The organism is Paraburkholderia atlantica, assembly GCF_009362785.1.
In the GTDB taxonomy this organism is placed as follows: Bacteria; Pseudomonadota; Gammaproteobacteria; order Burkholderiales; family Burkholderiaceae; genus Paraburkholderia; species Paraburkholderia atlantica.
Genome location: NZ_WHNQ01000003.1, coordinates 274,157 through 294,064, shown reverse-complemented (window position 1 = coordinate 294,064; position 19,908 = coordinate 274,157). Strand labels below are relative to the sequence as shown.

The window sequence follows — 19,908 nt, the reverse complement described above, 5'->3', positions numbered from 1 at the left end:
TTTATGGATTGCCCGTCAGTTCCTTGAGGAGAGTATTGCGACCGAAGGTTGAATGGTTGCTGCCTCCCGCAGCCGTTCGTATCACGCTTATGCAATTAGGAGCACTTTGATGCGCATTGGAATACCCGCGGAAACGCGGGCGAGCGAAAGCCGTGTGGCCGCGACGCCTGAAACAGTCAAGAAATACGTCGCCCAGGGGCACACGGTGACGATCCAGGCCGGGGCGGGCGTCGGTGCGAGCTATCCCGACGAGGCGTACATCGCCGTGGGCGCGCAACTCGCCGATGCAGCCGCCGCCTTCGACGCCGACCTCGTGCTCAAGGTTCAGTCGCCAACGCAGAGCGAATTGCCGTTCATGAAGCGCGGTTCGGTACTCGTCGGCATGCTGGATCCCTTCAACGCCGACAATGCGGCCAAACTCGCCGCAGCTGGCGTCACTGCATTCGCGCTCGAAGCCGCACCGCGGACGACGCGTGCACAGAGCCTCGATGTGCTGTCGTCGCAGGCCAATATCGCGGGATACAAGGCGGTGCTTTTGGCCGCGAACCTTTATCCGCGCTTCATGCCAATGCTGATGACCGCCGCGGGCACCGTGAAGGCGGCGCGCGTGCTGATTCTGGGTGCGGGTGTGGCGGGCCTGCAGGCCATTGCCACGGCGCGGCGCCTGGGCGCGGTGATCGAAGCTTCCGATGTGCGCCCCGCGGTCAAGGAGCAGATCGAGTCGCTCGGCGCAAAATTTCTCGACGTGCCGTACGAAACCGATGAGGAACGCGAGGCGGCCCAAGGCGTGGGCGGCTACGCTCGCCCCATGCCAGCTTCGTGGCTCGCTCGCCAGTCGGCGCTGGTGCACGAGCGCGCGAAACAGGCCGACATCGTCATCTCGACCGCGTTGATTCCGGGCCGCGACGCGCCGACGCTGCTGCCTTCGGAAACCGTGCAGGCGATGAAGCCGGGCTCCGTCGTGATCGACCTCGCGGCGGGACGCGGTCCGGTCGCCGAGCAGGCCACGGGCCGGCGCGGCGGCAATTGCCCTCTCACGGAGGCCGACCAAGTCGTGACACACCATGGCGTGCAGATCTGCGGCTACACGAACCTCGCCTCGATGGTCGCCGCCGATGCCTCCGCGCTCTATGCGCGCAATCTGCTCGACTTCCTGAAGCTGATCGTCACGAAAGAGGGCACTCTCAACATCGATCTCGCCGACGACATCGTCGCGGCTACGCTGCTGGCCCGTGACGGCCAGGTCACGCGCAAGGCATGACGAGAAGGAGAACAGGAATGGAAGTCATCAATCACACGGTCATCAATCTGATCATCTTCGTGCTAGCCGTCTACGTCGGCTATCACGTGGTCTGGAACGTCACGCCTGCACTGCATACGCCGCTCATGGCGGTGACCAATGCGATTTCGGCGATCGTCATCGTCGGCGCAATGCTCGCCACGGGACTGACCGTGGGCGGCGCGGGCAAGTTTTTCGGCACGTTCGCCGTGCTGCTCGCGGCCGTCAACGTGTTCGGCGGGTTTCTCGTCACGCGGCGCATGCTGGAGATGTTTCGCAAGAAAGAGCCGAAGAAGCTCACCGGCAAGGAGGGTGCGTAAATGAGCATGAACGTCGTTACGCTGCTTTACCTGGTGGCATCGGTCTGTTTCATTCAGGCGCTCAAGGGGCTTTCCAACCCGAGGAGCGCGCGCGCCGGCAACATGTTCGGCATGGTCGGCATGACCATCGCCATTCTCACCACCCTTGCGCTGATCGTGAAGGAGTCCGCGCAGTTCGGCTCGAACCTCGGGCTTGGGCTTGCGTTGCTGTTCGCGGCGCTCGTGGTGGGCGGGGGTCTCGGCGCCTATGTCGCCGCGCGCGTCGAAATGACGAAGATGCCCGAGCTGGTCGCGGCAATGCATTCGCTGATTGGTCTTGCTGCTGTCTGCATTGCGTACGCGGTAGTTTCCGATCCGGCCGCGTTTGGGCTGGTTGCAGAAGATGCGCCGTATCCGGGCTTCCTGCCATACGGCAACCGTATCGAACTTTTCATCGGCACTTTCGTGGGGGCGATCACGTTCAGCGGGTCGGTGATCGCTTTCGGCAAGCTGTCGGGCAAGTACAAGTTCCGGTTGTTTCAGGGCGCGCCCGTGGTCTACTCTGGCCAGCATCTGATCAACCTGATGCTCGCGCTCGCGATGCTCGGCTTCGGCGTGCTGTTCTTCCTCACGCAGTCGTGGCTGCCGTTCATCATCATGACGATCATCGCGTTCGTGCTCGGCGTGCTGATCATCATCCCGATCGGCGGCGCGGACATGCCGGTTGTCGTGTCGATGCTGAACTCCTACTCGGGCTGGGCGGCGGCGGGTATCGGCTTTTCGCTGAACAACGCGATGCTGATCATCGCGGGTTCGCTGGTGGGCTCTTCCGGCGCGATTCTGTCGTACATCATGTGCCACGCGATGAACCGCTCGTTCTTCAGCGTGCTGCTGGGCGGCTTCGGCGGCGAGGCGGGCGCAGCGGCAGCGGGTGGCGCGCAGGAGCAGCGTCCGGTGAAGGCGGGCTCCGCCGATGATGCGGCGTTCATGCTAGGTAACGCCGAGAGTGTCGTGATCGTGCCGGGCTACGGTCTCGCGGTGGCGCGCGCGCAGCATGCGCTGAAGGAACTGACTGACAAGCTCGTCGAAAAGGGCGTGGACGTGCGCTATGCGATTCATCCAGTGGCTGGCCGCATGCCCGGTCACATGAACGTGCTGCTCGCGGAAGCCGAGGTGCCCTACGACCTCGTGTTCGAAATGGAGGACATCAACAACGAATTCGGCCAGACCGACGTAGTGCTGGTGCTCGGCGCGAACGATGTGGTGAATCCGGCGGCGAAGAACGATCCGAAGTCGCCGATCGCGGGCATGCCGATCATCGAGGCATACAAGGCGCGCACCATCATCGTGAACAAGCGCTCGATGGCCGCCGGTTATGCGGGCCTCGACAACGAACTCTTCTACATGGACAAGACAATGATGGTGTTCGGCGATGCGAAGAAGGTAATCGAAGAGATGGTAAAAAATTGCAGCTAAGGGGCGAATCATGACGACCGGCAGAGGCAGCAGTCGTATCGTAAGTACAGACCAGTCAGCAGTAGGAAAAATCGACTCGGGCAGGGACGGGCGGGACATCTCGCGACCGCATCAAGGTTCGGACGCTGCCGGACGAGGCGGGAAGTCACCGCCGTGGGCTTGGGGGAACTGCCGCAGCGAATTCGACTGGATGGACGTGCACTTGCCGTCCTTCACGTCAGAATGGTTTTAAGAACCTTCCTAACAGACGGATCGGAACCGCACTCTCCGCGATCGGCCTCTACTTCTAGTGCAATGCGGGGCCCCTGGCCCTGCGTTGCCCTCGAGGGGCGGCAGCGCGGTCTCTTCGCGCGTCGCTCTCTCTCGCAATGCGCATCCAACGCGACGTCTTCCCCCCACCCAGCCGTTGATTGTTTTGCAGGCTAAGGTGAGCCTTGGTGTCTGCACGTGCTAACGCCTGCGTCGACGAATATATCCAGAAGCAACGGTGAAAAAAACGCCTTGGCTTCGTGTCCCGCAGCCAAGGCCAAACTCCACACGCTCTCGCGAAGTGTGTGAGAGGAGAAATCCCTGATCACTCTTCGATCTTCGTGGTACGCGCCGGGCGCGAGATGATTGCTCGGATCGAAGTTCGCGATAATGCAACAATTTGTTTAATTAGATCATTTCTTGATCTATTGAAAATGCAACTGGTCGTTTCATATATTGCACTGCGTTCAAAAAGACGCACTAAAGCATTGACTGCCCGCCGTCCACACTGATAGTCTGCCCTGTTATGAAATTAGCGTCGTCACTACACAGAAATGCAACTGTTCGTCCAATATCGCGCTGGGGATCGCCGAAGCGCCCAACTGCAATTTCAGAGAGATAGCGCGTGCGTTCCTGCGGATTGGCTTCGAGGTAGGCTTCCGCAGCAGGCGTGAGCGCTGCCGGGCAAATGACGTTGACGGTAATGCCATAGGCGCCCCATTCGCGCGCCGCCACACGCGAGAGACCACGAATGCCCTCCTTGGTTGCGGCGTACGCGCCGAACCCCTTGAGACCTTCGATGCCGGTGCGCGAACCGAAGTTGATGATGGCGCCGCGGCCCCGTGACTTCATCTGCGGCAATGCGGCTTGCATGAAATACAGCGTACCGTACAAGCCCGACTCGAGCGTGTTGCTCCAGTCATCGTCGGTGACAGACTCAAGCGGTACACCCGGGCTGCTGCTCTGTGCATTGTTGATAAGCGCGTCTACACGTCCGAATCGCTCGACGGCAAGCTCGACCGTCCGAACGGCGTCGGCACGATTGCGCGTATCACCGGGCACCACGAGCGCCTGCGAACCAAGAGCGGTCAATTCTTCGGCAGCCTGCGTGAGTTTGGCCTCCGTTCGACCAGTCAGGACCAGACTCGCTCCCTCCGCGGCAAGCGCGCGAGCAATGCCGAGTCCGAGGCCTTGTCCGCCTCCGGTCACGATGGCGACCTTTTCTGTCAGTTTTTTCGCGTGCATGTGTGAACCAGAAGTGATGATGAATGCTGTTGTTCGACGCGCAAGCGCACCGCAAGGATGTTCCGGAAAGCGATGCCCGGCATTCCAATTTTCTGAACGTCGTTCAAATATAGCGCAATCGGCATGTGGCGACGTCCTGGCGTATTCCCGAATTCGGATGACGCAAAACTGTGCCACATTGCGATCGTTGTAAAACTATGTGAATAGTTCCCGTATAATCGATACAGTCAATTCATGGGGAAAATCATGTTGAAAGAGACCTCAGCGCCGGCGGACCGGGACGTCAGCGGGCCGCGCTCGCTGACCCGACTCCTCGGAATTTTCGATGTGCTGGCGAAGTCTCCGGACGGTATGTCGCTGGCAGAACTGAACGTCGCCCTCGAGTCGCCAAAGAGCAGCCTGCTCAATCTGCTGAGACCTCTGGTGGCGGAAGGGTTTTTGATGCACGACGCAGGCCGCTATCGTTTGGGGCCGTCGATCTTCCGGTTGTCGGCAGGTGTGATGGCCGCCTGGAACTTCTCGAAGATGCTGCGCCCGTTCCTGGTGGATCTCTCGAAGAGCACCAATGAAACCGTGTATATCGGTGTGCTTGACGCCGAGCATAAAGAGATCACCTATGTCGACGTGATCGAAAGCGAGCAATCCGTGCGCTATTCAATGCACATCGGTCTACGCCGCCCGCTCTATTGCACGGCTGCGGGGCGCGTACTGCTGGCCCATGCACCGGACGCTTTCGTTACCGATTACATGAAGACGGTCAAGTTCGAGCGTCGCACGCCGCAAACGATAGCAACGAAGAAGGCGCTGCGTGACGAACTCGACCAGATCCTGCAAAGCGGTCTGTCGGTGAGTCGCGGCGAACTGCTGCCGGATTCCGCCGGTGTGTCGTCGCCGATCTTCGGGCCGAATGGCAATGTGATCGCGGCAATGGCAATCGGTGCGCCGCTCGAGCGCTTCGATCGCGAACGTAGTCGACTCGAAGAGAACATGATCAGAGTCGCGCAGCGGGCGTCCGCGTTGGGGCAAGCAGAAGAGGAGTGACCGGCAAGCCGACGACGGCACAGCGAAGCGCGTGCTTCACTGTACCGCGGCCGTGGCGCAGTTGAAGATGCGTTGCACGTAAGTGCAACGCATCGATCGAAACGACAATCAGTGGGTACGACGCTTCGGCAGCAGGGAAGCGATCAGAAGTCCGGCAATCGAACTGCATGCGATGTAGACGAATACCGAAACATAGCCGCTATCGGCGGGAAACGATGCACCGCTGTGTCCGGCCGTCGCGCTGCGCAGCAGTGAAAAGACCGCCTGGGCGCCTACCGCGAAGAAACACGAGAAGAACACGTAGAGCATGCCCGTTGCCTCGCCTGTCTGATGTGCAGGCGTCGTTTCCACGATCTGGTTGTACAGCGCCGTGCTCGTGAAGGCGAGGCCGAACGAGCACAGCACCGCGCCTGGCACGAACAGCAGCAGGCTGCGATGAAGCACGATCAGTGAGGTCCAGGCCAAGGCCAGTATGAGCATGCCGATCATGGCAGCGGGGCGGGCCTTGTAGCGGGCCGCAACGCGGCCGCTCCACGGGCTTGCGACCAGCGCGACGATGTTGATGCTGAACATTAGTAGTCCAGCCGCCGTTGCGCTCAGCCCGAATCCGGCGCGCGTGCCGGCAGGTTGCTGGGCGAGCAGCGAGAAAACTTGTCCCAACTGCATGGCGCCTGCCGCGAGGAATGCCATGCATGCATTCGCCAATACGACTTCGCGCATTTTCAGCAGACGTACATTGATGAGCGGATGACGGGCTCGGAGTTGATGGCGCGCCCAGAGTCCGAGCACGATCATCCCGCCAACGATCAAAGCCCATAGCCGCACATCGCCGAGCCCCCACACGCGGATTTCCTGCACGGCGAAGAGGATGGCACAAAGTGCCGGAGCAAACGCGAGACCTCGAATGTAGTCGATCCGCACGCCGGGATTCGGTGGAGACGGCGGAGCCCACACGCGTACGGCGGCGACGGCGACGACACAAAGCGCGACTTTGAACCAGAAGCCGCCCTGCCACGAATAGTGATCCACCACCACGCCCGCGCAGATATAAATCAGCCCCGCCGATACCATTCCCGCCGCACTGATCAATCCGACCGCGGCTGGCACCCTGGCCGGCGGCAAGTTCTCGCGAACCAACCCGATGGAGAGTGGCGTAATGCCTGCCGCGATCGATTGCATCACACAACCCGCGACGAGGATGCCGACATCGGTCGCGCATGCAGCGACGACTGCGCCGGCCGCAGCGACCGACATCACCGCCAGCAGGATTCGGCGGTAGCCCAACAGGTCACCGAGTCGCCCGCTGACCGCTGCAAAAACCGCCGAGCCGAGCCAGTATGCGGTCACGGTCCAGCTCACTGAGTTCGACTCGGGAAAGGCCTTGTAGAGCGTGACCAGCACGGTATAGATGACGGTAATGCCAGACGATGCTGCTACTGCGGCAAGCAGGATCGCCATCGTGAATCCGCGCGGTGGTTCGGCTACGCGCTGTGCTCGATGTGCCTGCTGGGAGAGTACTTCGGCTTGCATAAACGTCTCCGGTTGAATGTATCGTTCGATTATACTGATATACGAACGCCGTTCGCATTCATGTTTGTGCCGGATGATCGATACAGACCACAAAGGGTGGCGAGGACGCTGCCCGATATCAATACGATATCGACGCTTCTGAGTTCGATATGAGAGTTTTTCAGTCGATGGCTTGACCCGATACTTCTCTCGAGGGCGCTCGTTCAGCAGCGCTCCCCACAATCAGGAGATAGAACATGCAGGCGTATCAAGGGAAGATCTACGACGCGGACACGCACTTCTATGAAGTCGAAGACGCATTCAGCCGCTACTTGCCGGAGCAGTTCAAGAAGGACTGGTCATTTACCAGCCGCGTGACGGCAGACGGCAACCGCTGTATGTATGTCGGCGACCGCAAGGTGGAAATCAGCGAGGGCTACACCTCGGCCGAGGGGCACGTGCCGCCGCCGGGCAAGCTGCATGAATGGCTGCGCGCGATGAAGGAAGGCAAAGATAACGTCGATATGCGCGTGCCGCCGACCCCGGACATGTTCAACCGCGACGCGCGTCTGCAGAAGATGGACCAATTCGGCGTCGAGGCCTGCACGATGTACATCGGCGAAATGGTCGCGTGCATTTCGTATCTCAACGAGCCGGTCGCGGCCAACGCGGTTCTGCACGCGTACAACCGCTGGATGCTGGAAGACTGGGGCTTCAACTACAAGGATCGCATCTACACGACGCCGGTCGTCACGCTGGATGATCTCGATGCGGCCGTGGCAGAGGCCAGGTGGCTGGTTGCGAACGGCGTGCGCGTGGTTCTGATGCCGATGGGGCCGTTCAATGGCCGTGCGCCGGCGGACCCGTATTTCGATCCGTTCTGGTCGATTCTGAACGAGGCTGGCGTGCGCGTGACTTTCCACGTGTCGGAAGCGATCTACATGAAGGATCACATGGCCGTTTGGGGCGAGCCGGTGCAGCAGTCGCGCCAGCGTCAGACCGCCTTCGTCTGGATGCACGGCTACGGCGAGCGTCCCGTGATGGAGACGCTGTCGTCGTTCATCTTCTATAACTTCTTCGAACGTTTCCCGCGCGTCAAGCTGTGCAGCGCGGAAAACGGCGCGGAATGGGTGCCGTCGATGCTCGTCAAAATGGACAAGTGCCGGGGGATGGCGAAGAATGGTTACTGGCCGTGCGGTCAGCTGAAGAAGCGCCCGAGCCAGATCTTCAAGGAAAATGTCTTCGTGGTCGCGTATCCTGAGGACGACATCGCCCAGATCATCGCTCAAACGGGTTCGTCGGACTTCCTGTTGATGGGTTCCGACTATCCGCACGCGGAAGGGGTGCCGGAACCGAAGGACTTTGCGTCGGAAGCCTGCAATGCGCTGTCCGAAGAGGACACGCGCAAGATCATGTACGACAACGGTCGCCGGTTCATTCCGCTGCACGTGTAATCGGTTTTGCGCTGGACGCCGGAGGTGCGCTGAACGGCGTCGTGCATTCGCGCGGCAACGCGAATGCAGCGTCCGTCGACGGCGGCAGATTGTCCTGCCGTCCCGCCGGATTTCTTCATTGTGAATAGGTTAGCCATGAATATTTCGGACTATAAGGCGTTATTGCTCGAACGCGATGGCGGCGTCCTGACCGTCACGCTCAACCGCCCTGAAACGTTGAACGCGTTCGACGAGCAAATGGACATCGAGATGTCGCGGCTTTTTCTCGATGTCGCCGAGGATGATGAAACCCGGGTCGTGGTGCTGACGGGCGCAGGGCGGGCTTTTAGCGCGGGTGGCGATATCGAGCATATGCAGCAGGTCATCGACAACCCGACGCTGTTTCTCGAAGGCATGCAGCGCGCGAAGAAAATTGTTTTCTCGATGCTAGATTGTCCGAAGCCGGTCATCGCAAAGATCAACGGTCATGCAATTGGCCTCGGCGCGACGATCGCGCTATTCTCGGATCTGAGCTATGCGGCCAATCACGCCAAGATCGGTGATCCGCACGTGAAAGTCGGCTTCGTGGCGGGCGATGGCGGCGCGGTGATCTGGCCGCAGCTCGTGGGCTATGCGAAGGCGAAGGAATACCTGTTGACGGGCGATCTCGTCACCGCGGAAGAGGCAGCACGACTGGGTCTCATCAATCATGCCGTGCCGGCCGACGAGCTGGATGCCGTTGTCGACGCCATGGCGAAGCGTCTCGCCAACGGCGCTTCGCGCGCCATCCAGTGGACCAAGGCGTCGATCAACATCGGCCTGAAGCAACTTGCGCATTCCATTCTCGACGCGTCGATTGCATACGAGGCGTTGTCGAATCTGACGGAAGACCATCAAGAGGCGGTCAACGCGTTTCGCGAGAAACGCGAGCCGGTGTTCAAGGGACGTTGAGCTTTTTACTGCGTCCGGCGCTAGCGATGTAGGTGGCGGCGGGCGCGGGCAGGGAGATCTGACATGCAACGGGTAGTGGCGGTAACGGGTGGATTCGGCGCGCTTGGGCGCACGGTTGGTCGTGTGTTTGCCGAGAACGGCTGGAAGGTTGCGCTGATCGACAAGGCGCCTGCGCCGGAGAACGCGAGCGCGGAGCAACTGCACGCTTCGTGGTGGCGAGGCGGCGTCGAGCTAACTGATCTCGATGCAGCGCGCTCGGCGATCTCGGAGATCGTCGAGCAGCTTGGCAAGCTCGATGCGATCGTCAATATAGCGGGGGGGTTTCGCTGGGAGACGTTGGCGGACGGCAGTCTCGACACGTGGGATTTGATGTACCAGATGAACGTGCGCACCGCGGCGACCGCGTCGAAAGCGGCGCTCGACCATCTTGCCGGCAGCGCGGAGGGCGGACGCATCATCAATATCGGAGCGGGCGCTGCGCTGAAGGCGGGCGCGGGCATGGGAGCGTATACGGCCTCGAAGTCGGGGGTGATGCGTTTGACCGAGGCGCTGGCCGAAGAACTCAAGGGCAGCTCCATTACCGTCAACGCTATCTTGCCGGGCATCATCGATACGCCGCAAAACCGCAAGGATATGCCGGACGCCGATTTTTCCCGTTGGGTGCGGGCTGAAGAGATCGCCAACGTGATTCTCTTTCTCGCGTCGGGTGCCGCGTCGGGGGTAACCGGGGCGTTGATTCCGGTGACCGGGCGCACATAAAAACCGCAAGCCAGGGTCCAGCGGGCAGCCAGGCGACATGTCCCGAGCGTTTCCTGTCTCGCTGGATGATCAAACAGGCCACACCAAATGCCGTTCAAGCATACCGTTGACTAGTCCGCTGCTGGCGACGGCCTTTTTCGCCGGATCGTTTCGAACGTCGTTTCCATTGCAATCGCTCCATCCGGTCTTGAAACTCAGTTGATCGATCTGATTTGGCCGCCATCGACGCGATAGTTGGCACCGGTCATGTAACCGGATAGCGGACTGGCCAGCAGGGCGACCATGCGGCCGATATCCTCCGGCTCGCCGAACTTGCCAGCCGAATTGACGAAGATCTGGGAAGTAAAGCGGCGCTCCACCTCTGCCCAGTCATCGACTCCCCAACCCTGCTTGAGTGCGAGATCGGTAAACGTACTTTTGACCGCCGGCGACATGATGATGCCGGGCGTCACGGTGTTGACCGTGATCCCTGTCGCGGCGAGTGTCTTGGCAAGCGATGCGCTCATGTTGACCATCGCTGCCTTGATGGCCTGGTATTCGGCTAGATCGGGCTCCACCTGTGTGGCGGCCGCGCTTCCGATATTGATGATGCGCCCGAAGCCACGCTCCTTCATTCCTGGAACCAGCTTCTGGATCAGCCTGACGGCCGCGCCGACATTCTGCTCGAAGGTCCAGGTCCAATCGGACCAAGGCGTCTCGAGCCAGGCTGGATTCATTGCACCACCTTTGCCGTCCACGCGATGCGAACTGGCACGGCCGCCGGCGTTGTTCACCAGGATGTCAATTCCGCCGAGCCGCTCGATGATCTGATCCGCGACGCCGTTGCAAGCCGCCTCATCGGATAAGTCACCCACGACGTAAGAAACCGTGCACCCGGCAGCCGCGAGTGCGTCCGCCACGTTCCGACAACGTCCTTCATTGCGGCCGTGCACGACCACGACGGCGCCCTCACGAGCCAGGACTTTTGCGATGCCTTCGCCAATTCCGGAGTTGCTGCCTGTAACGAGTGCGCGCTTGCCCTCGAGCTGCAGATCCATTGTCAGTTTCCCCCGCTCACAGAGAATGTCCTCATCGTGTCGCTGCTTGCACGGAGGCGGCGATCTCGGCCGCCGTGGGATTGCGCCGAAGCGTGAGTCCGCCGGTGACATGGAGGGTCTGCCCCGTCATGAAGCATTCGTCCGACGCGACGAACACCGCGGCGTTGGCGATGTCCTCGACGGTATTGAGCCTGCCTAGCGGCATTTCCTTGATGAAGGCGTCGGTCATGCCCGGGCTAACGAAACCGCCCAGCATCGGCGTCTCGGTCAAGCCGGGCGCGATACAGTTCGCGCGTATGCCGAAGCGGCCGAATTCATTGGCTACCGAGCGCGTGATGTGTTCGAGCCCCGCCTTGGCGCCCATATAGGCAGCGTGGTTCTCGAACATGATCGTGGCCACAGCCGAAGAAATATTGATGATCGAACCGCCGCCCGAGTGTTTCATGGCGCCGACCGCGCTCTGCATGAAAAAGAAGCCGCCCTTGAATATGATCGACAGCATCTCGTCGATCTCGGCTTCGCTCGTTTCTTCGAATGCTCCGTAGTGGCCGGTTGCCGCGGCGTTGACTGCAATGTCGAGTCGGCCGTGCGCATGGACCACATCCTCGACGAATTGCGAGACCGCAGATTTCGAGGCGACATCGCAGAGCTTCGCGCTCACTGGTGCGCCGATTTCGCGAGCGAACGACTGCAGGCCCTCGGCGCTCCTTCCCGCGATCACCACTGTCGCGCCTTCATCGACAAAGCGACGCGTAATGGCCTGGCCCATGTTGCCCGCTCGTGATGCGCCCATCACGAGCGCGATCTTTCCATCCAGTCTCTTCATCGATGCTTCTCGCTAGTTCGGGGCAGAGCGAAAGATGCACTTCAGGTTAGTCGTGCGAGGGAATCGTTGCTGAATCCGAGGAACGGCTCGCCAAGCCGCGCGCGCCGTGCCCAGTTCGGATCATGCAGAAGCGAGCGTCCTACGCCAACAAGATCGAATTCGCCGCGCGAAAAGCGATCGAGCAGAGGGGTGAGATCGGGCTGCGCCGAGGTCTCGGCCCCGGCCATCGAATCGTAGTAACCCTTGTTAATGCCGATTCCACCAACAGCCATCGAAAGCCTGCCGGTTACCTTCTTCACCCAACCGGCGAGATTCATTTTTGAGTCGGGGAATTCCGCCCGATTGAAGTACCGGGTGCTCGCCTCGAAGATGTCGACGCCTGCGTCCGCGAGCGGGGCGAGGATCTGTTCGAGCTCGTGCGGATCGTTGGCGAGACGCGCGCGGAAATCCTGCTGTTTCCACTGCGAGAAACGGAACGTGATCGGCATCGTGGCGCCGATCGCTTCGCGGATCGTGCGAACGACTTCGGCGGCGAAGCGGCTGCGCGCTGCGAGATCTTTACCCCATTGATCCGTGCGTTGATTGGTTTCGGCCCACAGAAACGCGTCGATCAGGTAGCCGTGACCTCCGTGAATCGCGATTCCATCGAAGCCCGCGGCCTTCGCATAGCGGGCGCTTCGACCATAGGCCGCAATAACGTCCGCGATCTCGGTGTCGGTCATCGGGCGAGTTGGCGTCATGACCCGCTCCATGTAGCCCGCATTCAGCGATGTCGTTCGTCCCGCCGGTCCCCACAATCCGGACGGGCGCAGCGGCTCCGCAGCCGGGAAGGGGCCCGTATTCGCTTCCTTCATCGGACCCATGTGCCACAACTGAGGAAAGATGATGCCGCCACTTGCATGAACTTCGTCCGTCACGCGGCGCCAGGCTGTAACGGATTCTTCGTCGACCAGCACCGGGATCGAATTTTCGCCTAGTCCCGCCTCGCCAAGTGCTGCCGGATGATCGACACCAACGCCTTCCGTGATGATGAGACCTGTCTCGCCTTGGGCACGGCGCTTGTAGTAGGACGCGACGTCACTGCCAGGCAGTCCATTGGGTGAAAAGCCGCGGGTCATGGGTGACATGACGATACGGTTGGCAAGCGTGACGCCCCGTACGGTCAGGGGCGTAAAGAGCGATCCGATATCCATGGGCGTTCATATAATTGACTTTCGTGCGGATAATGATACGCTATCTTTTTGTCGAGAGCGAAAGAAAATCTGCCGCTGTGTTACATCCGGCGTCGAAGAGGAGAATTGCATTGGAGCAAACGGACGAACTGGCCGTCTTCTGCAGGCAAGCAGATGACGAAGGGCCCATTCCAGAGGGATTTTCGTTGATGCCGTCGTTTGGGCCCTTCCATCAGATGTTCGGACCAACGTACTTTCGTAAGACCGAGCGCGGACAGGTCATAGGGATGTATGTCCGCGAGGCGCATCGCAACCTCGGTCAGATGATGCACGGCGGCGCGGTTTGCATGCTCGCTGACACGGCGATTACATGGGCGAGCAAGCATTCGCGTGAGCCGGCGGTGAAGGTGTTGACGACGAGCTTGACTGTCAACTTCATGGGCAACGCTGAGCCCGGCGATTGGGTTGAAGCTCGTGTCGACGTTTTGCGGTCGGGAAGGCGAGTGATTTTCTCGGATTGCCAAATCTGGGCGAACGCAAAGTGCATCGCCCAGGCGTCGGGGCAGTTTCAGGTGATGGGGGCGTTTGACAACTAGTACTTCGAGGAACTACGGAATGTAGCGCCCCACGTTACGGCATTGACCTGCCCCGAACCTTGTCCAGAGTCGCCCGATATTTCCACGCCGTCAATACGAACCGATGAATGCGTTCGGCCCGGCGTCTGCGTTCTGCACGCGTGGTTTGTATCGCAAGGTGGACTTCGGGCGCGCCGGTGACCAACGTCAGGACATCGCGCGCCGAATTCGCAGGGTCATCGATCTCGATAATGCCGCTGGCCGCCGCGGATTCGAGTGCGCTGGCGAGGGGCTCCAGCATCGTAGCTGTGTACTGCAGAAATTGTTTCGCGATGTCGGGAAAGCGCATCGCTTCGCCGATCACCAGTCGGGAAGTGTGCATGCTGTCGGGTGTCGCCATGTGCTCGACGAGCGCGTCGATAAGCGATGCCAGGTTCGTCGAAAAATCGCGGCCCGGCTCGACATGCTGTGAAATCTTGCCGCGCAAATCAGCCATCCCGCGCCAGACGATGGCGCGAAACAACTCTTCCTTCGTTCCGAATTGACGGTAGATCGTCGTCTTGCTGACGCCCGCGATCGACGCGATTTCTTCGACTCTGGCGGCGCCGAAACCTTCTCTCATGAAGACCGACTTGGCGGCATCGAGGAGGCTCTCACGCATCTGGAGCGCATCGTCGTGGGTGGGCCGGCCGGCCGTTCGCTGTTTGCCCGCCGCAGCGAGCCGCGAAGCTCCGTCGGGAGCAAGAACTGCCATAGGTTTGAACATCGGTGAGTGTTTTTTGACGGACACAGCTCGCCAGTATACTCACGTGTCTCAGGGGGCGCCACCGACGGCGCCCCTCGGTTTCAAGAGCAGTGCCCGAGGTTCAAACGTTGATCATGCCGCGTACATACGACTCCATCGTACCTGCGCACGAAAGCTTGTCTTCGCCTTCTTCGAGATCGGCATACCGGCCGACCTGCCTGACTAGCGGACCGTGCAGTCCGTCGGTGTTGCCGGTCGGTGAAAAGTCGACCGTGACCTTGTCGCCGGTAATGAAACCGCCCCAGTATCCTTCGGCCAGCAGATCGAAGAACGCGAACCGCCCTTCGACGACACCCTGACCATCGGAAGGATTCAGCAGGTGCTCGCCCGATTTGTCGAGAACGAACGGAACGATCCACGGGCAGATAGCGTAGCCCTGCGCAACGTCCGACCAGGGACCGGTGCCGATCATTTCGGTCATGCCATAGCTGTTCTGAACGTTCTCCGGCCGGATACCGTAGAAGCGGATGACCTGTTCGCGGTAGTCGGCGGGCGCGGCGGTGCCTTTCAATCCGCCTCCGGCCGTGATCACCGTGTCGGGGTGGCAGATGCCATCCGCTATCCCGCGCTGGCGGGCGCGCTCCACCAGCGTCCAGTGCAACGACCAGTTGCCTTGCACGAGCACGGGGACTTCCCGGCGCGCCGTAAGCTTGTCGAGAAACCGGTCGATCATCGCGCCTGTGTGTCGCTGGCGTGCCGCCGCCTGCTCCTGAAATGCCGCGACTTCACTGGGCTTGGCTGAGCCATCGGCCATTGCACGACGCATGCGGCCCATCGAGATCGTTGCAGATGCGAGCACCGGGTCATCGAACATCAGGGTGCTTTCGGCGCCGAGCCGCTTGGCTGCGTTCAGTACCGGCTCAATGTGCCGATGCGCCCCGCCCGGCGGCATCATCAGGAATACCGGGCGTTTGCCGAAGTCTCTTTGGATCAATGCGTTGCCGTACACGCCAAGCTTCACGCAGGACTCGGTGACATTGTCGAGATCGGCTCGCGTCTGGCTGACGAAGCTGCACTTGCCGGACGTGCCGCTCGAGCTGAACACGTGATGACCTGCCTCGCGCAAGCGATCCATCCACGCGTCGACGTTATTGACGCCGTTGACCTCGACGTCACCGACGCGTTTGCTCGATAGTGTTTGCAGCCAGACGGACAGATGCTTCCAGCGGCCGTTGTCGATGAACTGCTCAGGATAGCTCTTGTAGATTTGATGCGCGAACAGAAGCGGCACCATGTCTGCGTGACGGTTGACGTCTTCGATGCCGACATCGTCTGCTCTGCGGCGCAGCAGCTTGATCTGCTCGCGGCGCTCGGCGAAGCGCTCTTTCATGGCGGCGAGCTGAAGCTCACGGAGATTCTCGGGGTGATTGCGGAAAGGATCGCCTTCGCCACGAAGCATTGCGTAGAACGGGTCCAGAGCGGACATGTTGTCTCCTCTGCAAGAAATTGCTGCGATTTTATTGATCGAAGTTGGTGGAGCTCGAGACTTCAAGCCATGTTTCGAGGTTGTCCTGCACTGATGCGAGCTTTTTGCGGACGACCTCGACGGCGTCGGGACCGAGCGGCAGGCGTAGCGGCGGCGCGTCCGCCGACACCGCGCGGACGATGGCCTCCGCGGCCTTCGCGGGGTCGCCTGCCTGGGTGCCGTGGTAGCTGCTCATGTAGCGGCGCATCTGCCCCACGGTCTCCGAGTAGTCGGGCAATTCGTTCTCACTCCACTTCAACGAGCCACCGGCGAAGTTCGTGCGGAAGCCGCCCGGCTCGACGAGGGTCACACCGATGCCAAACGGGTGGAGTTCCTGAGCCAACGATTCTGAAAGCCCTTCGATCGCGTGCTTCGACGCGCAATAGAAGCTGCAGCCAGCGATGCCGATCACGCCGGCGACCGATGAAAAATTCACGATATGGCCGCGCTTACGCGCGCGAAAGTGGGGTAGCACTGCGCGTATCACATTGACCGTGCCGAAGACGTTGGTATCGAATAGTTGCCGCGCCTCCGCGTCGGAAACCTCTTCGAGTGCGCCAAACAGGCCATAGCCGGCATTGTTGACGAGTATGTCGATAGCGCCTGTGCGCTCGAGTGCCTGCCCAACGGCGCATAGTACCGCCGCCGCATCGGTGACGTCGAGCAGCACGCCGTGAGCGCGGCCGGGCGCAAGATTTTCAAAGGGGGCGATTTGCGCGTCATTGCGTACCGTGCCGACCACTTTGTCGCCGCGTGCGAGGACCGCCTCGGCAAGGGAGCGGCCGAACCCGGACGAAACACCGGTGATAAACCACACGGCTGGACTTGTCGTTTGTTGTGTCATCGTTGAGTAGGTTCCGTAGATTTCTCGGGAGATGCATTCATCCAGCAGTGCGAGCCTCAGTCATGTCCGCGACCTCTCCGCGGACATAGGCGTCGATCGTTCCGGCGCAAGACAGCTTGTCGTCACCGCCGGGCAGGTCCTTGTAGCGAACGACGTCGCGAATGATGGGCGTGCGCACGCCGTCGATGCCGTGACCAAACTCGACAGTGACCTTGTCGCCGCTGATGACCCCGCCCCAGCGGCCATCCGCCAGCAGGTCGATCATCGCGAGCCGTCCTTCGACAACGCCTTTTCCATCGGGCGGATTCAGAAGTTCTTCGCCTTTTGAGTCGAGCACCAGCGGGACCAGCCACGGCGGTACGGCCCAGGCCTTCGCTTCGTGGAACCACGGGCAAAAGCCGGACACTTCGCCCATTCCGTAGCCGTCGTTGAAATTGGTCGAGTTGAAATTGAAGAAGCGCTCGCATTGCTGCTGGAAGTCTTCGGGCAAGTTCGCGCCCTTTTTGCCACCTCCGATACTGATGATCGTATCGGGATGAAAGTCACCGTCGGCAATGCCGCGTTCGCGACCGGTGGCCACGATCTGGTACAGCATGCCCAGCATGCCCATGATGAACATCGGCTCACGGCGCCGGTCGAGCAATTGATCGATGAACAGCCGGAAATCGGCCTGTACTCGCTCGCTACGTTCCCGGCTTTCGTTCTGGAACGCCTCGATTTCACTTGGCAGCGCGGTACCGTCCGCGATCGCGCGTCGCATGCGTGCCATGCGCGTCGTGTGAGCGGCACTCTGCGGCACATCGGACATGTAGTGGAGGTCGCCGGGCACGGCAATCGATTCAGCGAACTTCGCCATCCGTTCCGTGCCCGTATAAGAGCCTGAAGAAGGCGTCAACAGGAACACCGGATAACGCCGCGACGGATCGCGCATACCGCTCGCGGCCCACCGAATACCCTGGGCGAGCAGCCGCCATCCAAGTTCACGGTCGGCCTCGCTTTGGTAAATGAAGGACTGCTTGCCCGAGGTCCCGCTCGAACTCATCACGTAGTGTCCGTTGCGGCGCAACTCGTTGATCCAGTCATCGAGATCGCGAATCGCGTCATATTCGAGTCCGTCGATCCTGCGCGTCGTGAGCGTTTGCAGCCACGCAGTGAGATGACGCCATTTGCCCTGCTCGATGAACGAATCCGGATAGCTTTTATAAACGGCGTCGGCAAAGAGCAATGGCACGGCATCGCTCATGCTTTTTACCTCCGTGACGCCGGCCTCGCCGGCCCGCTTGTCGAGGATGCGGATCTGCTGCCGTCGCTGTGCGAAGCGCTCGCCCACGGCCTGAAGTTGCATCGCATGGAGGTTTTCTGGCGCATTCCTGAAAGGATCGGCGACGTCCGTGAGCGGCAGTAGCGTTGAAAGGGCTTGCATCATCGAATCTCCTGCTGATTCGGGCCGGATTCTTCCGATACCCATTTCATGAATCGATGGATCGGGAACATGCCGTCGTGCGGATAGCCGCCGACTCCATCGGAGATCGATTCGCCCAGTGCCACCATGCGCTGGACCCCGGCGCAGGCGAGCGCGTCGCGTACCTCCGTGACCCGGTGGGGCGGATAGATCCCCACCGTCTGCGTGGCGACTGTCGCGTGCCGCGCGCCATCGCGCAGGCTTTTCACAGGAACAACGTTGACGGTCTTGCAAATGGGGTGGAAGTCCACCATCTCGTCGGAACGAATGACGAGTCCCTTGCCGTCATAGCCACCGAACACGCGATAGATCGGTTCCATTTCGCGCAGCACGTCCACGGCCTCGCGAATGTCGGAGGGCACGAGCGGGCCCTGGCCGTCGCCGTACCGATAGTCTTCGCCGAGTGCGAGCGCCAGTTGCTCGCAGTAGCGGTCGGCGTCATCTTCGTCGCCTTCGATGAATTGATACCGGCTTGCATTGCACGCGTCCTGGTTGAACGACAGCACATCGGCTGCGCCCGCACGCGCGACCTCGCGCAGTATTTCGTCGGACGCAAAGGCCTCACGGCCGATCAGCGAGATCGATACCTTCGGATCGAACGCGACCAGTTCGAGCCCAGGGCCGGCATAGCGCATCACATGGCGAACCGCGCTTTCGCCGCCCCACACGACGATTTTGTCGAAGTACTGCGGACGATAAAGAATAGACTCGACGTTCTCGTCGCCACCGCGCCAGTACGCGGCCGAAAACGACTGGGTGACCGGATGATCCGGGTCGATTTCGGCCATCGTGCGCAGGATTGCAGTGGCCGTGAAAAGATCGTTCGAAGGCAGCTTCAGCAGGTGAACGCCCTTCGTCAGCGCTGCGCGCATGACCGTCATGGCTGCGACCATCGGCGAGTTGCCTGCGAGGATATGTACGAGGCGCGGTGGGAACGCGCGCAGACGACTCGGACGCCCGCGCAGAGTACGTTCCACCCAGCCGTCCACGAGGCGCGCGTCGCCAAGACTCACGCGCAGTTCGTCCTCGATCACTTCACGCAAGAAAAGGTTGGGAATGTCGCGATAGCAGTTTTCGAGGATCCGTCGCCCGAGCGGACTTACCTTGATCATCGATTCGAGCGCGGCCTGCATCAGTGGATTGACGTCCAGGTGCAAACGCGGCCCTAGCTCGACAAGAAAATCGATGATCTTCGCGCCAGGAATATCGAAGGCAGGGCCGGACTCGGCGCGTGGCCATACCAGATCGTCCAATTCGATTCTGGGTGTGCAAAAGCCTTGCCCCAGATCGCGCGACACGTGTCTGATCGCGCTTCCGGTGACGGTGCGCCCGCGGTATACGTGAGGAACCAGCAGCGGTGCGAGGCTGGCATCCTGCGCCGGGTCCACGCTTTGCCTTACTGTTGTTTCGGTATGCTCCATGAACAACTCCTTTTCAGTAGCGGGTACGCGTCGACCTGAGCGCCGACGTGGATCGAATCG

18 protein-coding genes are annotated in these 19,908 nt (G+C 60.8%); 8 read left to right on the top strand and 10 right to left on the bottom strand.

Translation table 11 applies throughout. The annotated features are described in order from the left end of the window. Positions 1 to 109: 109 nt before the first annotated feature. From GCT19_RS05875 to GCT19_RS05865, 3 genes are read left to right on the top strand one after another with little or no spacing between them, the layout of a single operon-like run. On the top strand, positions 110 to 1,261 hold the full coding sequence (locus GCT19_RS05875; RefSeq protein ID WP_152851296.1) for a Re/Si-specific NAD(P)(+) transhydrogenase subunit alpha: 1,152 nt from the start codon (positions 110 to 112) through the stop codon (positions 1,259 to 1,261). A 17-nt stretch (positions 1,262 to 1,278) separates the two neighbouring features. Continuing rightward, positions 1,279 to 1,599 (top strand): NAD(P) transhydrogenase subunit alpha, encoded by a 321-nt coding sequence (locus tag GCT19_RS05870; protein ID WP_018436118.1) that lies wholly within the window; start codon positions 1,279 to 1,281, stop codon positions 1,597 to 1,599. Next, positions 1,600 to 3,054: an NAD(P)(+) transhydrogenase (Re/Si-specific) subunit beta gene (locus GCT19_RS05865; RefSeq protein WP_018436119.1), complete on the top strand. Its 1,455-nt coding sequence runs from the start codon at positions 1,600 to 1,602 to the stop codon at positions 3,052 to 3,054. A 729-nt stretch (positions 3,055 to 3,783) separates the two neighbouring features. On the opposite strand, the gene GCT19_RS05860 is transcribed toward GCT19_RS05865, so the two are convergent. Further along, entirely contained in the window at positions 3,784 to 4,548 is a 765-nt protein-coding gene (locus GCT19_RS05860) for an SDR family NAD(P)-dependent oxidoreductase (RefSeq protein ID WP_152851295.1), read from the bottom strand. A gap of 246 nt (positions 4,549 to 4,794) precedes the next feature. Between GCT19_RS05860 and GCT19_RS05855 the strand changes: the two genes are divergently transcribed. Further along, on the top strand, positions 4,795 to 5,589 hold the full coding sequence (locus GCT19_RS05855) for an IclR family transcriptional regulator (RefSeq protein WP_026228818.1): 795 nt from the start codon (positions 4,795 to 4,797) through the stop codon (positions 5,587 to 5,589). Between the two features lie 108 nt (positions 5,590 to 5,697). On the opposite strand, the gene GCT19_RS05850 is transcribed toward GCT19_RS05855, so the two are convergent. Continuing rightward, complete coding sequence (locus GCT19_RS05850; RefSeq protein ID WP_227749195.1) at positions 5,698 to 7,341, bottom strand: MFS transporter; 1,644 nt, start codon at positions 7,339 to 7,341, stop codon at positions 5,698 to 5,700. A 14-nt stretch (positions 7,342 to 7,355) separates the two neighbouring features. Between GCT19_RS05850 and GCT19_RS05845 the strand changes: the two genes are divergently transcribed. The 3 genes from GCT19_RS05845 to GCT19_RS05835 all read left to right on the top strand — a co-directional run bounded on the left by GCT19_RS05845 (position 7,356) and on the right by GCT19_RS05835 (position 10,241). Then, positions 7,356 to 8,552, top strand: coding sequence for an amidohydrolase family protein (locus tag GCT19_RS05845; RefSeq protein ID WP_152851294.1), 1,197 nt, complete (start codon positions 7,356 to 7,358; stop codon positions 8,550 to 8,552). Between the two features lie 135 nt (positions 8,553 to 8,687). Then, positions 8,688 to 9,482 carry an enoyl-CoA hydratase/isomerase family protein gene (locus GCT19_RS05840; protein WP_152851293.1) on the top strand — a complete coding sequence of 265 codons (795 nt, stop codon included), beginning with the start codon at positions 8,688 to 8,690 and terminating at the stop codon, positions 9,480 to 9,482. A 63-nt stretch (positions 9,483 to 9,545) separates the two neighbouring features. Beyond that, complete coding sequence (locus GCT19_RS05835; RefSeq protein ID WP_018436126.1) at positions 9,546 to 10,241, top strand: SDR family NAD(P)-dependent oxidoreductase; 696 nt, start codon at positions 9,546 to 9,548, stop codon at positions 10,239 to 10,241. A gap of 194 nt (positions 10,242 to 10,435) precedes the next feature. Here the strand turns inward: GCT19_RS05835 and GCT19_RS05830 are convergent, their stop codons facing one another. From GCT19_RS05830 to GCT19_RS05820, 3 genes are read right to left on the bottom strand one after another with little or no spacing between them, the layout of a single operon-like run. Next, positions 10,436 to 11,278, bottom strand: a complete 843-nt coding sequence (locus GCT19_RS05830) for an SDR family NAD(P)-dependent oxidoreductase (protein ID WP_152851292.1) — start codon at positions 11,276 to 11,278, stop codon at positions 10,436 to 10,438. A gap of 31 nt (positions 11,279 to 11,309) precedes the next feature. Next, the gene (locus GCT19_RS05825) at positions 11,310 to 12,104 is read right to left on the bottom strand and encodes an SDR family NAD(P)-dependent oxidoreductase (protein ID WP_152851291.1); all 795 of its coding nucleotides are present in this window, start codon (positions 12,102 to 12,104) and stop codon (positions 11,310 to 11,312) included. A gap of 41 nt (positions 12,105 to 12,145) precedes the next feature. Beyond that, entirely contained in the window at positions 12,146 to 13,297 is a 1,152-nt protein-coding gene (locus GCT19_RS05820; protein ID WP_152851290.1) for an NADH:flavin oxidoreductase, read from the bottom strand. A 110-nt stretch (positions 13,298 to 13,407) separates the two neighbouring features. Here GCT19_RS05820 and GCT19_RS05815 point away from each other — a divergent pair, with 110 nt between their 5' ends. Then, the gene (locus GCT19_RS05815) at positions 13,408 to 13,872 is read left to right on the top strand and encodes a PaaI family thioesterase (RefSeq protein ID WP_152851289.1); all 465 of its coding nucleotides are present in this window, start codon (positions 13,408 to 13,410) and stop codon (positions 13,870 to 13,872) included. 34 nt (positions 13,873 to 13,906) lie between these two features. On the opposite strand, the gene GCT19_RS05810 is transcribed toward GCT19_RS05815, so the two are convergent. The 5 genes from GCT19_RS05810 to GCT19_RS05790 all read right to left on the bottom strand — a co-directional run bounded on the left by GCT19_RS05810 (position 13,907) and on the right by GCT19_RS05790 (position 19,848). Continuing rightward, on the bottom strand, positions 13,907 to 14,605 hold the full coding sequence (locus tag GCT19_RS05810; RefSeq protein ID WP_018436131.1) for a TetR/AcrR family transcriptional regulator: 699 nt from the start codon (positions 14,603 to 14,605) through the stop codon (positions 13,907 to 13,909). A 112-nt stretch (positions 14,606 to 14,717) separates the two neighbouring features. Next, positions 14,718 to 16,082, bottom strand: coding sequence for a hypothetical protein (locus tag GCT19_RS05805; protein WP_152851288.1), 1,365 nt, complete (start codon positions 16,080 to 16,082; stop codon positions 14,718 to 14,720). A gap of 31 nt (positions 16,083 to 16,113) precedes the next feature. After that, complete coding sequence (locus GCT19_RS05800; RefSeq protein WP_152851287.1) at positions 16,114 to 16,965, bottom strand: oxidoreductase; 852 nt, start codon at positions 16,963 to 16,965, stop codon at positions 16,114 to 16,116. Between the two features lie 37 nt (positions 16,966 to 17,002). Further along, positions 17,003 to 18,391 carry a hypothetical protein gene (locus tag GCT19_RS05795; RefSeq protein WP_227749194.1) on the bottom strand — a complete coding sequence of 463 codons (1,389 nt, stop codon included), beginning with the start codon at positions 18,389 to 18,391 and terminating at the stop codon, positions 17,003 to 17,005. Continuing rightward, entirely contained in the window at positions 18,388 to 19,848 is a 1,461-nt protein-coding gene (locus GCT19_RS05790; protein ID WP_193727376.1) for an acyl-CoA reductase, read from the bottom strand. The genes GCT19_RS05795 and GCT19_RS05790 overlap by 4 nt, the downstream gene beginning before the upstream one ends. Positions 19,849 to 19,908: the final 60 nt, after the last annotated feature.